The organism is uncultured Methanobrevibacter sp. (assembly GCF_900314695.1).
Classification (GTDB): domain Archaea; phylum Methanobacteriota; class Methanobacteria; order Methanobacteriales; family Methanobacteriaceae; genus Methanocatella.
On sequence record NZ_OMWD01000018.1, the window covers coordinates 1 to 15,134 of the forward strand.

The 15,134-nt window shown below is 34.6% G+C and carries 13 protein-coding genes; 8 read left to right on the plus strand and 5 right to left on the minus strand.

The features are described 5' to 3' along the window. The coding region (locus tag QZN45_RS07080; protein ID WP_296812105.1) for an Ig-like domain-containing protein at window positions 1-3,014 on the plus strand (3,014 nt) is incomplete at its 5' end. Window positions 3,015-3,557: 543 nt separating this feature from the next. Here QZN45_RS07080 and QZN45_RS07085 read toward each other — a convergent pair. From QZN45_RS07085 to hmdC, 5 genes are all read right to left on the minus strand, one after another. Beyond that, window positions 3,558-3,959, minus strand: a complete 402-nt coding sequence (locus QZN45_RS07085; RefSeq protein ID WP_296802054.1) for a hydrogenase iron-sulfur subunit — start codon at window positions 3,957-3,959, stop codon at window positions 3,558-3,560. Between the two features lie 11 nt (window positions 3,960-3,970). Then, window positions 3,971-5,116: a Coenzyme F420 hydrogenase/dehydrogenase, beta subunit C-terminal domain gene (locus tag QZN45_RS07090; RefSeq protein ID WP_296812174.1), complete on the minus strand. Its 1,146-nt coding sequence runs from the start codon at window positions 5,114-5,116 to the stop codon at window positions 3,971-3,973. 2 nt (window positions 5,117-5,118) lie between these two features. After that, window positions 5,119-6,153: a molybdopterin-dependent oxidoreductase gene (locus QZN45_RS07095; RefSeq protein ID WP_296812107.1), complete on the minus strand. Its 1,035-nt coding sequence runs from the start codon at window positions 6,151-6,153 to the stop codon at window positions 5,119-5,121. Window positions 6,154-6,168: 15 nt separating this feature from the next. Further along, on the minus strand, window positions 6,169-6,531 hold the full coding sequence (locus tag QZN45_RS07100; RefSeq protein WP_296812109.1) for a hypothetical protein: 363 nt from the start codon (window positions 6,529-6,531) through the stop codon (window positions 6,169-6,171). Window positions 6,532-7,845: 1,314 nt separating this feature from the next. Beyond that, window positions 7,846-9,342 (minus strand): 5,10-methenyltetrahydromethanopterin hydrogenase cofactor biosynthesis protein HmdC, encoded by a 1,497-nt coding sequence (gene hmdC / locus QZN45_RS07105; protein WP_296812112.1) that lies wholly within the window; start codon window positions 9,340-9,342, stop codon window positions 7,846-7,848. Between the two features lie 436 nt (window positions 9,343-9,778). On the opposite strand from hmdC, the gene hmd reads away from it, so the two are divergent. The 7 genes from hmd (at window position 9,779) to QZN45_RS07140 (ending at window position 15,126) form a co-directional block, all read left to right on the plus strand. Beyond that, window positions 9,779-10,792: a 5,10-methenyltetrahydromethanopterin hydrogenase gene (hmd, locus tag QZN45_RS07110; protein ID WP_292607778.1), complete on the plus strand. Its 1,014-nt coding sequence runs from the start codon at window positions 9,779-9,781 to the stop codon at window positions 10,790-10,792. A 133-nt stretch (window positions 10,793-10,925) separates the two neighbouring features. Next, window positions 10,926-11,924, plus strand: a complete 999-nt coding sequence (hmdB, locus tag QZN45_RS07115; RefSeq protein WP_296812115.1) for a 5,10-methenyltetrahydromethanopterin hydrogenase cofactor biosynthesis protein HmdB — start codon at window positions 10,926-10,928, stop codon at window positions 11,922-11,924. Between the two features lie 24 nt (window positions 11,925-11,948). After that, window positions 11,949-12,431, plus strand: coding sequence for a DUF3236 domain-containing protein (locus QZN45_RS07120; protein WP_296812118.1), 483 nt, complete (start codon window positions 11,949-11,951; stop codon window positions 12,429-12,431). Between the two features lie 3 nt (window positions 12,432-12,434). Next, window positions 12,435-13,220 (plus strand): SAM-dependent methyltransferase HcgC family protein, encoded by a 786-nt coding sequence (locus tag QZN45_RS07125; RefSeq protein ID WP_296812121.1) that lies wholly within the window; start codon window positions 12,435-12,437, stop codon window positions 13,218-13,220. After that, window positions 13,221-13,919, plus strand: a complete 699-nt coding sequence (locus QZN45_RS07130; protein ID WP_296812123.1) for a Nif3-like dinuclear metal center hexameric protein — start codon at window positions 13,221-13,223, stop codon at window positions 13,917-13,919. After that, window positions 13,916-14,566, plus strand: a complete 651-nt coding sequence (locus tag QZN45_RS07135; protein WP_296812126.1) for a hypothetical protein — start codon at window positions 13,916-13,918, stop codon at window positions 14,564-14,566. The genes QZN45_RS07130 and QZN45_RS07135 overlap by 4 nt, the downstream gene beginning before the upstream one ends. Further along, window positions 14,563-15,126, plus strand: a complete 564-nt coding sequence (locus QZN45_RS07140) for a FeGP cofactor biosynthesis protein HcgF family protein (protein ID WP_296812129.1) — start codon at window positions 14,563-14,565, stop codon at window positions 15,124-15,126. Before QZN45_RS07135 ends, QZN45_RS07140 begins: the two co-directional genes overlap by 4 nt. Window positions 15,127-15,134: the final 8 nt, after the last annotated feature.

Below are 15,134 nucleotides of genomic sequence, written 5' to 3' on the forward strand. Positions count from 1 at the left end.
ACCTCGGAGATGACAAATACAACAAAAATACAACCACAAAAACATTCACAATTGACCCAATACCACTCAAAAACACAACAATCGACGCAAACATAACAATCAACGGAGAGGACTTTACAATAACAGTTAATGTTGATCCGAATGCTACAGGATTCGTACAATACAACCTCATCGGCGAAGAAAACTACATATTGTATATGGATATAGTTGACGGACAATCAATTATAGAAGACGCATTAACTCCGGGCAACTATACAATCGAAATAACATACCTTGGAGATGCCAACTACAACACAAACGCAACCTCATTAAACTTCACTATCGAAGAAATCCCGCTCAAGAACACAACAATCGACGCAAACATAGCAATCAACGAAGAAGACATAACAATAACTGTCAACATAGACAAAAACGCAACAGGATACGTTCAATTTAATGTGACTGGCGCTGAAAACTATGTTGTATACATGGATGTAGTTGACGGACAATCAATTTTTGAAGATGATTTAACTCCAGGCAACTACACAGTCGAAATAACATACCTTGGAGACGACAGCTACAACACAAACGCAACCACCGAAACATTCACCATAGTTGGACACGTTAAAAATGACACAGAAATCTCATCAACAGCAGAAGTTGAAAACAGCACAGTAACAATCACAACAAACGTCGATTCCAATGCTACCGGATACATTACACTCGAAATTTTAGGCCAAACATTCCTTGTACCTGTAGATAACGGAAGAGCTATTTTCACATATGATTTCAACATAGGAACATACAGTGCAAACATAGCTTACTTGGGTGATTACAACTTCAACAACGCAACAACAACCACCACATTCACAGTCACCAACCAATCCGTTGAATTGGAAAACACTACCGTTGATGTAGATGTTGAAGCAGTTGAAAATAACGTGACAATAACCGCTACTGTCAACAGTTCCGCAAGCGGCCTTGTCGAATTCAACATTGGTGGCAAAGCAGTATACATCGCAGTGAATAACGGTGAAGCCATATACAATGTTGTCTTACCTGCTGGCGACTATAACGTTGAAGTAACATACATGGGCGATTCCAGATACAATGCAAACAGAACTTCAAGAGCTTTCACAGTAACCGATCACATTAAAAAGAACACTACATTGACTCTTGACATAAGATTTGATGAATATAATGTTACTGTTATAGCTGAAGTTGATTCCAACGCTACAGGATTTGTCGAATTCAAATTAAACGGCAATGCCATCATATCAAAAGTAGATGAAGGAAAAGCAATCATGGACACCCTATTGTTCCCAGGCGAATACACAGTCTATGCAACCTACCTTGGAGACCATGACTTCAACGCAAACACAAGCGAAAGCACATTCACAGTTGAAGAAATCCCACTCAAAAACACAACAATCGACACAAACATAACAATCAACGAAGAGGACATAACAATTACCGTGAACGTGAATCCGAATGCTACAGGATTCGTACAATACAACATAACCGGCGAAGAAAACCACATATTATTTATGAATGTGACTGACGGACAATCAATAATCACAGACGTATTAACCCCTGGTGACTACACAGTCGAAATAACATACCTAGGAGATGTCAACTACAACAAAAACGCAACCACCGAAACATTCACTATAGTAGGACACATCAAAAAGGATACTGCAATCTCATCAACAGCAACAGTCAAAAACGGTACAGTAACAATCACAACAAATGTCGATTCCAATGCTACCGGATACGTTACACTTGAAATTTTAGGCCAAACATTCATCGTGCCTGTAGATAACGGAAGAGCTGTTTTCACATATGACTTCAACATAGGAACATACAGTGCAAACATAGCTTACCTGGGTGATTACAACTTCAACAACGCAACAACAACCACCACATTCACAGTCACCAATCAATCCAGTGAATTGAAAAACACTACTGTTAATGTAGAAGTTGAAACATTCGGAACTGACGTGATAATAACCGCTACTGTTGACAGCCTTGCAAGCGGCCTTGTCGAATTCAACATTGACGGCAAAGCAGTATACCTAGCTGTAAATAACGGAAAAGCAGCATACAATGTTATTTTGCCTACTGGAAACTATAATGTTACTGTAACTTATCTTGGCGATTCCAGATTCAATTCCAACTCAACTTCAAAAGAGTTCACAGTCACAGGTCCTACCAAGAAAAACACAACAATGTCTGCTGAAGTGAGTGTAAAAGATTTAAATGTTGTTGTCAGCGTAACTCTTGACAATGATGCTGCTGGATTTGTAGAGTTTATAATGAATGAAGAAATAGTCTATTTACCTGTCCAAGACGGAAAAGTGGTTTTAAATACCACTTTCAAACCGGGAGAATATATTATTCTTGCCAATTATCTTGGAGATGATGACTTTAACCAAAACAGCACCATAGTTGAATTAACTGTCAATAAAGTTGAAACACAAATCATAGCTTCAAAAGTCAGTACCGTCTATGGAACCAGCAAAAACATAGTCATTACCTTAACTGACGTTAACGGTAATCTGTTGATTGGTAAAAATGTAACTGTTAAGTTCAACAATAAGGAATATACCAAAATAGTTGATTCCAACGGAAAAGTATCTGTTGCAATTGGAAAAACATTAGTTCCTAAAACATACACAGCATCAATTACATTTGCAGGCGATGACGTATATCTTACATCAAATAAGACCGCAAAAGTGGTTGTATCCAAGGCAACTCCAACAATAACCGCTAAAGCAAAAACCTACAAGGTAAGTGTCAAAATCAAAAAATATTCAGTAACTTTGAAAGGCATCAATAGCAAAGCATTGGCAAATGTCAAACTAAGCATAAAAGTTAACGGTAAAACATTTTCTGCAAAAACCAACAGTAAAGGTACAGCAACCTTTAAGATTACCGGATTAACTAAAAAAGCTAAGTATATTGGACTAGTTACCTACGCAGGCAACAAATACTACAAGAATTTAAGTAAAAAAGTTCAAATAACTGTTAAATAAGTGAATTTAATTTCACTTATTTTTTCTATTTTTTCAAACCCCAAAATTTTCATGTCTATTAACCGGAATATCACCATCACATGCTGAAAAAATATGGATATAAAAAAAGCATTTCAGAAAATTAAAAGAACAATTAATTAAAACAATAATTACACATGCAAGTATTAGTTTAATTATTAAAAAAAGTAATATAAATTGAAATAGCTATCAAAGATATGGAGAAAATAACTTCAATAGCTATGTAGACAGTGAAAGAAACCTATATTATTCATATAAATTTCGTTTTTTTGTTAATTAATTCTATATCGATGGAGAAATATAATAACTAAAAATTGTTATGCCTTCAATTAATAGTTATCGGCTAATGATGAATTTTATCAACATAGAAATAATTAATTCGAAAAATAATCAAATATTCTCTATTCGACTATCTTTCTAACATTAGTAACGCATTACCAATCTTAGAAAGGCAATTAGAAGAGAAGAATAGTTATTATAAAAATAACTATTCTCTAATGGCTAGATATTAGCTATACTCGATGATTATAATTCTAATGGACCAAGTTTGCTTAAAGTATCATGAAACTCTTCCATTGTTTTTTGGAATTTTTCACCTTCAGATGCTGAAATCCATTCATGGCGGAATCTTTCTTTTTCAATTCCGAATTCCTCCAAAATGTCTTCAACTATTTTTGATCTTCTGGACCATTTGTAGTTACCAGCATCATAGTGGCAATCCCCAATATGACATCCTCCTACAAATACTCCGTCTGCACCTTCCTGGAATGCTTTGAAAATCATTGAAGGGTTAATTCTTCCAGAGCACATTACACGAATAATTCTGATGTTTGGTGAGTATTGCATACGTGCAGTTCCTGCTGTATCAGCACCACCATAACAACACCAGTTACATAATAAACCTACGATTTTTAAATCATCTGCCATCAAACCACCTCTCATAATTCTGTTTTTTCTGGACTGTATAACGGAGGTTTAATATCATCAGAAACTCCAGCTACATAACCAGTTCTATTAAAGTATTTTTTCTGCAATTTGTCAAAGATTAATGAAACAGGAATGTCCATCGGACATACGTCGTCACATTGTCCGCAATCCACACAACTGAAACTCATGTGTGACAATCTTACTCCCTGGAATGCAATTGGAGTTGGCGGAATGTTCTCTTCATCCTTGAAGTATGGTTTGTTCAATTCGCAGTTTTCATAACACCAGCAGATTGGACAAACATCACGACATGCATAACAGCTGATACAGCGGCTCCATTCATCCATTTCGCTCACTGTAGGATAAGTTGCATCCTGAACCTTATTGGCCATCTTAATCATGATGCCTTCAACTTTTTCCCTTCCGTCAATAGCTGGCTGAGCAGGATTTTTAGTTTCAAGAATTCCTGCTTTTTTAGCACCGTCAATCATTTCTTGTCCTTTTTCATCATTGATTTCAATGAATGTCCATCCGTCTTCTGCTCCCCAGTTTCCACAAGCGATGTTTGCTTTTCTTGGGATTTTAACATCACATCTTTGACAGTTGGTACGACGTCCATATCCTTCATTTTCAAGGTCGTGGATTTTTACAGCTTCTTCGGAACCGTCTGCAAGTTCGATTATGAATTGTCCTTTATCGATTTCTTCGCTTACAACGTCGTCAGGGTCTGCTTCATAAAACAAGTCAATCATTTTTCTACCTGCGACAGGAGGAACAGTTCCACCGCAGTTTAAACCGATGACATAAATATTGTCTTTATTGATTTTATGCCTTGTAATGAGCTCTTCGATAGCTCTCATATCACAAGGTTTTGCTGTTACTGCAACTTTTTTATCAAACAGGTACTTTTGAACAAGGTCACCAATCATTGTAGGAGCGCAGTGATAAGAACCAGCGGTCTTCATTAAATCTTCTGAATTAGTTACAAAGGTTGGTATTCCGTCATAGACGTCATCACAAGGACTTATCGCTAAAACTCCATCAACTATTTCTTCATCAAGCAAATATTTTAGAATGCTTGTTACAGCTCCCCCACATTCACCAGCCTTGTGAATATCATCATTTTGGGATTTTGCTAAAACATAACTCATATAAATCACTATCCATTTAATTTTTCGATTATCTCAATTTCACTTAAAGCGTCTGATTCGACTGCAGCAGTGAAAATTTGGGTTTCTCCCATAGCATTTACAAATGATCCGTCTTTTTCAAGCCATGTTTTAGTTGGAATGACAATGTCTGAAATTTCAGTTGTCTTGTTTGAACATGGAGCGAAGCTGATAATCTTTGATATTTTTGAAAAATCATATTCCAACTCATCAGCAATGTCGTCGTTGAATACCAATAGGACTTTAGTATTGTCCAATAATTCCAACATTTCATCTAATGATTTAGGTTCAATGATGCCTAAAGTACCTTTAGAATTTGATTTGCTGAATACTGGCAAGCATTTACAGTTTAATGCTTCAATTTTATCCAAATCATCCTGTGAATCGACATAATTAAATACGATTACTGAATCGTCATCAATATTTCCTTTGTTTTTTTCCAAAAATTCTTCAACAGTGGAATTTGATGTCTCATCGGCAATATTGAATGTGACTGACTCTTCAGCTTTTCCCAATGCGTAGATTTCTGCACCGTTTTGTTTTGCATGGACGATTCTTCTTCCAATCAACGGATTTTCATATAACAAATCACCGATTACAAAGACTTTGCTTGCACCTGCAACTTCATCATATGAAGCAACATCAACGAAATCCTTCAAATTATCGGCATAAAAAGCAAGATTAAAATTTTTGGATTCACCAAATTCCTTTATAGCCTCAATTTCTCCCATATCATTATTACCAGAACAGATTATGGTTACATTGGAACTGTCAGCAGAGCCCAATTCCTTAGATACTTCTTCGATTGCTTTTTCAATATCTGTTTCTGATTTTGATACGATTGCCTTATCAAATTTGTTTTGATAGCATTCAATTGAGTTTCTTCCATTCAAACAATTTTTTCCAGCGTTTACCGGATGCCTTTTATAGGGGAAGGTTCCCACAATTTCTCCATTGTTTATAATAACATTAAGTCCACATCCAACACTACATGAAGGACATAATGTGTGCTTAATCTCCAACATATATACATCTCCAAATTAGTTATAGAGAGCATTGAAATGGTTTTCACTGCCTAAATCCGGATATTCTTTCTTCGATATAATATGAATAGATTCACGTGTTATAGAAATCATATCCATTAGAACATTACATGCATGATAAAAGATTACCTGAGAACATTCATCCTGAATGAATTCCTCAAATAAATCCAATTTTAAAATCCCCTCAACTTTAAAATTCAAGTTGAAATTTTCACATGACTTTAGGACTATGTTGAAATTTATCCTGTCCTGATCAGCATTGGTATATTCGACATACCAATCGATATCCAAATTTAAATCTGAATTTCTGGGATTTATGTCATCTCTAATCAATCCAATTTTCTGCATATAAATTTCCATAATACTCTCCAACCTAGTTAATAACAATTATAAAATTAGAAATCTAATAATATAATCTAAATTTTCATAGTAGTAATAAACATATAAATGTTATTAAAGTATTAACTTTAATATTTGAAGTTTAATTTAAAAAATAAGCATTTAAAATGGTTTAATTTACTGCAAACAAAATCAGATAATTGCAAATTAAATTCTTTAAGATCATATTAATTTTTTATAGATAAGTATTACATTTTTAAAAAAATATAAAACCCAATAAATAATGTTTAAATTAAAAATAGAGAAATTTAATCTCATAGAAATACAAAAACCAACTAATTATCTACTTTCAAGATAAAATATCACATTAAAACATGAATTTAGAAATATAAAAATTTTAAAAATCAAATCATATAGTAATACTTTTTTAAAAATTATTACTACTTCAAAACATAAAAAATTACTAAAAAGTAATAAAGATATCCTCAGATGCCATCACATCAATTCACTTTAAAAAGACTCCAGCGCCTGAATAATTGTTTATGATTATTTCTTATATATACTTAAGGATTGCGATCAAAAAATATTCATACATATCGATTAAATACATCTCAAAGCATTACAAAAAAAGTTAAAGATAGAGTAGTAAATAGCCTCCTACAGCTATTTACCGAGGTGTATGATAAGTTTCAAAATTGAGCTTTATCACATAATTATCATGACCATGATAATCTAATCTATAATCACTAGTAATACCATATATAAAGTTTACTAAAGTAATACTTTAGGATTTACCTTAAATAGATTAAATTTTAAATAAATATAAAAAACAATGAATTTAAATAATAATTATAACTAATAAAAACAAATAATCAGATAAAAATAAAATTAAACTATTTTAAATGGCTACTTATAATTTAAACGAATATAGCATAAACAACTAAAATCCAAATAATTAAAAAAAATAAATTAAATAAAATCCAATAAATTTAAAATTAAACAATTAAAAGCCCAAAATCAATAAAAATAAACTTATATAACCACATAATTTAAAAATAAAATGATTAATAACAGATTTCGGATATAAATAATAACAGTATGTCAAATATATTCAATGTTAATCTGCTTTAAAAAGTAAAATAAACCAAATAAATTGGCCATTAAGATTGAACTTGAAATAACACTCCAGTTTATTAAAAATAAGCTCAATAGATATAACATGAATAAAACAAACAAAAAGTTAAGTTAGTAATACTTTTTTTAGAAATAATACTATTGAAATTAATAAAAAATAAAAAATAATTATTACAAAATAGAAGAAAATGCCAAAATGAGCTAAACAATAGTTAAAGCGTTTGGCACTTTTTTGAGAACGTTTTCCTTAACTGGAATCATTGTTGATGATGCTATTGAAAAGTCTGCATCTTTAGCTGCAACCTTATCGTCTTTTTCGGGAATGACAGTTGCATTCAATGCGTCCTGCAGATTATCAACTGTGTTTTTCAATACCCATTCGTCAACATCGGAAATTATAATTTCATCAACATGCCTATCCAGTTCACTGGCAATCACCCAGGATATGAATCTTCCGCCGTGAAGCGCAATAGTATTTCCTTCAGCCAGATTAACAATATCTTCCAGAGTATGCTTTAGTTCAATATTCTGATACATCCTTGAATTGACCAATGTTGCCCAATGTGCATCGCCAACATGGTATGAACCTATTTTTCTTGGATATACATAATCAGGACCTGCGATTTTAACGGCTGTGGCTAATGACAGCAAATCATGCTTTTGGACCGGAAGACCTCTGTTTGGAAATTCCTCATTGATTATTTGGATAATCCTTGGAAGTCCGAATTTGCCTCTTCTGGCAGTTCCTGGTTCATATCCGCACATGTATCCGTGATGATTTTTTGGAAAACCGGTAATTACCATATTTAAACCGGAACGCAATCCTGCACGAACCTCATGTTCATAAGCTCCATTGGTGGCCACAACCTTTCCTGGAGACAATATCCTTGCAGCTGCAATTGTTTTTGCAAAGCTTTCTGTAGTGTTTTCACACCTGTTGAACGGACCTCCTTCAACCACAATGACATCCGCACCGATTTCAATGGATTTTTCAAATCCTGTTATGACCTCATCATAACCATCACCAACAAACATTATGGATTCCAAACCTCTGCCATATTTTTTGGCCAGCTGTGCAATGTCTTCAGCTTCCCTTAAAGGGGCTGCATGACCATCTCCAGTCTGTTCTGAAGTAACGTTTACTGCAACAGATGATGATAACTTAATCCATTCCTCCTTATCATCCTTCTGTTCCATTTCCTTATCAATCAAACGTTCGTGAATCCTTTCTCTAGGACATTCGGTGAATGCGGGACCCTTATTATAACATTCACCGCCACAGCCACTGATATTTTTCGGAAGCCTCATTGCACCATTTTCTCCAAAATGATCCAAATCAAGAGGAACGTCAACGATTTCATGGACCTTTTGCATCACTTCCAGACCAGTCATTCCGAATTTTTCTCCGATATCAGAAAATGCATATGCACAGATATGAATTGGAGCACCTATCATATCTGATAAGCGACAGTTGCCAAGCAAATCCATTATCTCCAAATCGGATGCACATGTTCCGGCAACAACTTCAGTCAGGTCACAGCCTAATGGAAATCTTTTGAATTGCATCCCCAATTTCATTGCCTCATCCAGGGAAAGTTCAGAAATTGCATCAACAACTGATGTCACATCCTTGTCCATTTTTGAAATTTGAATTGCAGCTTCATCATCAAAAACCGCTTTTCTTATTAAGTCATACATGAAATTTTACTCCAAAATTGCTTTATCTAATAATATTTTCAGTGAAATCCTTAATAAATATCTTTCGATTTAGGCATGCCTAAAATAGATTTAAAATTGTTCATATAATAAAATAAAAAGTATTACAAAAGTATATAATAATAAAGAAATAGTAATACCAGTATTACTAGAAATAAATATATATTAAAAAAATAATACTAAAAAAAGAGTAATAACAAGTTTTAAATAGTACTATTATTTAAATATAACTTATTACTGCATGGAATAAAACTACCATAATTTATATTACTTAATGAGTCTCACTCATTGAATCCATGCAGTAAAACTTTTAGAATAGTTCAAGCTATTATAAAAGTTCAATAAATAAGGAGACAAAAAAATGATTCTTTCTAAATTAAAAGAAAGATTCGAAAACGATAAAAAAGGAGACAAAAAAATGAAAGTAGCAATTTTAGGTGCAGGATGTTACAGAACACACGCTGCAAGTGGAATTACCAACTTCTCAAGAGCTTGTGAAGTTGCAGAAGCAACCGGAAAAGAAAACATTTCAATGACTCACTCAACCATCGAAATGGGTGCAGAATTATTAGAATTAGCAGGTGTAGACGAAGTAGTCGTATCCGACCCTGTATTTGATGGAGATTTCGTTGTAGTAGATGATTTTGATTACGCAGAAGTAATTGCAGCACACAAAGCAGGAAACCCAGAAGATGTAATGCCTGCAATCAGAGCAAAAGTTAACGAATTAGCAGAAACTGTACCAAAACCAGCAAAAGGAGCTATTCACTTTACTCACCCAGAAGATTTAGGAATGAAATGTATTAACGATGACTCTGAAGCTGTAGCTGACGCTGACTGGGTAATGACCTGGTTACCAGAAGGCGGTATGCAACCTGACATCATCAAAAACTTCGCAGATGACATCAAAGAAGGTGCAATTGTAACTCACGCATGTACCATCCCAACCACTGGATTAAACAAAATCTTCGAAGACTTAGGAACCAACGTAAACGTAGCTTCCTACCACCCAGGTGCTGTACCTGAAATGAAAGGACAAGTATACATTGCTGAAGGTTTCGCTGACCAAGCTTCCATTGATACCTTAATGGAATTAGGTCAAAAAGCAAGAGGATCTGCATTCACATTACCAGCAAACATGGTTGGTCCTGTATGTGACATGTGTTCCGCAGTAACTGCTATTACTTACGCAGGTATTTTAGCTTACAGAGACACTGTTACTCAAATTTTAGGTGCTCCTGCCGGATTTGCACAAATGATGGCTAACGAAGCTTTAACCCAAGTAACCGCATTAATGCAAGATGAAGGTATCGACAAAATGGACGATGCTTTAAACCCAGCTGCATTATTAGGTACTGCTGACTCAATGAACTTCGGTTCCTTAGCAGAAATCGTACCTACCGTGCTCGATTACTTAGGTAAAGACAAATAAACACAAATAAGTTATAATTGTTGATTTTTATCAACAATTCCTTAACTTATTTTTTAATTGCTGTGAAAAATAGCCATTAAAAAATAAGTTAATGATTATTAAAGATAAAAAAAAATTAAAATTGGGTGTTAAATTGATTGATGAAATCTTAAATAAAGCAAAACAAGGACAAGAATTAAGCGATGAGGAATTTTTAGAATTGTTGAATATCGAGAATGATAAGGATTTGGAAAAGTTGTTCAAGATAGCTTGCGATATAAGAGACAATCAATCAAAAGTAATCAAATTAACATCCACCGTCCATCTTACCAACAAATGCCAAATCCAACCTAGATGCGAATATTGTGGATTTGCAGAAGAGACTTCCGAAAAAGGATACTACAATGCATTTTATAAATCCAATGATGAAATACTGAAAGCTGTAAAATCCATTCAACAGGCACACATTCCCCGCGTAAGCTGTTCTGGAGGATACGGATACAAAGGAAAGCAGGCAGTTAATGCATGCAGAATCGTAAAAGGACAATCAGATTTGGAGATTCTTGTAAATGTCGGTGGGGATTTGACCGAAAAGTCCGTACAGGAATTGGCTGAACTTGGTGCAGATACAATCTGCTGCAACCTGGAAACAATTAACGAAGATGTATTCTATCAAAGAAAACCTGGAGATTCACTGGATCAAAGAATACTAACCTGCAAAAGAGTAAGCGAAGCAGGTGTGGGATTGTCTTCAGGACTGCTTTTGGGTCTTGGCGAAAGTAAAGAAGATAGGATAAAACACCTACGTTACTTATCCAACTTCAAAACCTTGGAAGAAATTCCAATAATGGGATTCAATCCATATGAAGGCACACCAATGGAAAATCATCCTGCATTCCCATTGAAAGAGCAGCTGAAAATGGTTGCGATTACCAGAATAATGTATCCTGAAATCACAATTACAATGCCGACACCGACCGTCGGTCCTGAAAATGTGGAATTTTCACTCAAGGCAGGTGCAAATAACCTGGCAACCGTAATAGCCGACAATTACCCTCACGAAGTTAAAGGGGTAGGCTCTCCGGAATATGGAAATTATAATGAAGTCGTCAATGTCATTGAAAAACTGGATTTAATACCTCAAACTATTTAATCACTTTTTTTAAAATATGATAATATGGCATTTGAAAAGATGATAAGAAATGCATTTGAAGAGTCAAGAGATGACCGCAGATTTGGAGACACTCTTGAAGAAATCGCAGAAATTCAGGATTACATAAAAAATGCAGAAAGAATATTCATTCCCAATAAAAACGGAATAAAGGTTGAAGTTTTAAACAGAGTTTTAAGCGAGTACGGGCTGCCTCAAGCTGAAATGCTTCAGATTGACACAAATACTGCAGACACCAGCAGAATCCCTGCCCTGGCAAAGGCATATATGGCACTAGACCAAAGCGATGCCGATTTGATAATAGCCAGAGGCCGCCTGGGAATTCCAGGTTCAGGGTCACTGCTTATTTTTATAGACAACAAGGGAAGGATATTGACTGCCGGAACCTCCCCATCACACGTGATTCATAAAAAAACAATTGAAGAAGCAGTTTATGAAGAGGCATCTGAAGCTCTTGAAAAAATCGGATTTAAAAAAATTGAAGGTTAAAATATGGATATCGATACTGGAATCACATCTGAAGTGCTTACAATCAAATCTGAAACCAAATTAATTGATATCTTTAATGAAATCATTTCAAAAAAGTCAGAAGCTGTTTTCAGCTATATTGAAAGTTTGAATCTTTCCGTAGATACAAAAATAATTGTTATAGGGACATATTTTACAGGCGTAGGAATTGTTAAAAAATTAAGTGAAAAATATGAAAACATATTATTGATTGATATCTATCCCCATTTGGAAGGCTTGCTTTATACAGATGTGGGAGGAAAGCTCAAAAACAATGTTGATTTTTCTTCAAATCTTGATTTGATCTATTCAGGAGATGTTGTAATTGACACAACAGGTTTTGGCGGCATCAATGTTGAGCAGTCATCAAAATTTGATGTTGACGTATTCATAATAGAAGATCCAATAGCTGAAGACAATGATCCACTCTTGAAAGATAAGAACAACATCGATGAAAGGCTGAATGCAGTTAAATCCCCAAATAAGGCAATAATAAAAACCGAAGGCATCAATACGAAAACATCCGGAACAATGACACTGACAATCGGCCTTTTAACCAGGGTTTTGAAAATATGCCTTGAAAAGGAAGGCACACTCTACAGCGCATGTGAAATGGGCTTTTTTGAAGAGGTCATCTTTAAAGAAAAAAATATAGACAAGTTCATTGAACTCGTTAATGTAAATGCCCTTAAAGTATCCACAATAAGTCCATTCAATTGTGACGATGTCATCAGCGAAGAGATGGATAAAATTACCTCAAGAGTGATTTAAATGAAGCTCAGTGAAATAATTGACTTTCTGGATGAAAGGATACCCAGGTCATTGGCCTTGAAAGGTGATGAAATAGGATTCAAAAAAGATTACGATTTATCACAGGATATTGAATCAGTAAGGATTTACATGGATTTGCTGCCAGAAGATGACGTTAACAGTGAAAATACTCTGATAATAACCCATCATCCTCCGCTGTTCATTCCAGAAACACCGACCTATACAATACATTCAAATTGGGACATAATGGACGGTGGAGCAAATGAAGCATTGGCAAAAGCACTGGATTTAGAGGTTATTGATTATTTCGATGACAATACAAAAATCGGAAGAGTCTGCAAGGCAAATGAAAAATTTACAGAACTGAAAAGCAATATTCTAATGAAATTCAAAAACGCAAGAATCGTAAACGACACGGATGATGAAAGGACAATAAGAAATGTTGGAATCATATCCGGTTTTGGCTTAAAAAACCCCGATTATATAAAATTAGCCAAAGCAAAAAATTTAGATGTTTTGATTTCCGGAGACATGACTCAGGAAACTGCAATTCTTGCCAAAAATTTAAAAATTACATTGATTGACTTAACCCATCATGAAAGTGAAGTTCCAGGACTCTATGCCCTTGAAAACATCATGAAAGAACTTGACATCAATACAGAAGTTATCGACAAAAACCCTATAGAAGTGATAAAATGACAAATGACGAAATTAAAAAGATGGAAGACAGACAAGTCCCACACGGCAGAATCGATTTGATTGGATGCGGAAGATTAGGTTTAAGAATTGGAATAAACCTAATGCAGGTTCACAGAGGAGGACCAAAGACAATAGGTGCATTCGACGGTCAAAAAATAGATGGTGGAGATGTGATTTTCACACTCCTTGGAGCCAAAACAGGTCAAAACAAGCCGGATTTCATTAAACAGTTATGTACCCATAAAAAGGAATTCAGAGAAGTTTTAAGCCATCCCGAATATATTACAGACAAAAATCTCGATTTGATTGAAGGGGATGTTGTAATCATCGTCATTGCCGGAGGAAATACAATACCTACTGCAGCCAAAATAATAAAGCATGCCCACGAAAGGGGCGCAAAAACAATTGGAACTGCAGGAATATTCGGATATGGAAATGAAAATATCGAAATCAAGGACATTTCAGAATATGACGGCAACAATCCTGCAATTGAAGAGTTAAGAAAAGAGGGAATAACAAAAAATCATTTGGTTTTAACAACAAACAAGTTAATCAGAGACAGGGAACCTGTAACTCCATATACTTTAGATGAAGTTGCAAAAATCATTACAATGAACGCATTAAAGCTATTGGATGACAGAATATGATTAAGATAGCAACAACGGAATGCTTTACACAAGGCAAAATCGGAAGGGAACTGCATGCATTGGCTCAAAGTTATGAAGGAAACTTTGGAGTAGAGTACATTGAAAACCCAAAAAAATATGGTGATTTCGATTATAATGACATTAGCGTAACCTGCAGCCTATTTATTCCAACAATTGAAGCGGTAAAAAAGGTATTGAATGTTGAAAATCCTCCAAAACCCAAAAAATTAATCAAAGGCATTAAAGTCTATGATGAAGCCGGAGATAAAGCCATGAGTAAAATCATGGCAAATGCTGTAAAAGAATTAAGCGATTGTGACATAGCAATTGGAACAACAGCAGGCATCGGGCGTGGTGGAATATCAGTAATAACAGACACCTACGAAATTACAACAACCACTGATGTTTATGCAGATTTATGTGAAAAGGACAGCGAAAAATTATTCCAACGCAGCGAAAACGGAATTGAAAAAGCATTGGAGATAGTGCTATTGCTTCTAAATGATGATTTAGATAATATTGAATCTTTTGAAAACATAGAAATAACCGCAATTGGATGAATTAATGT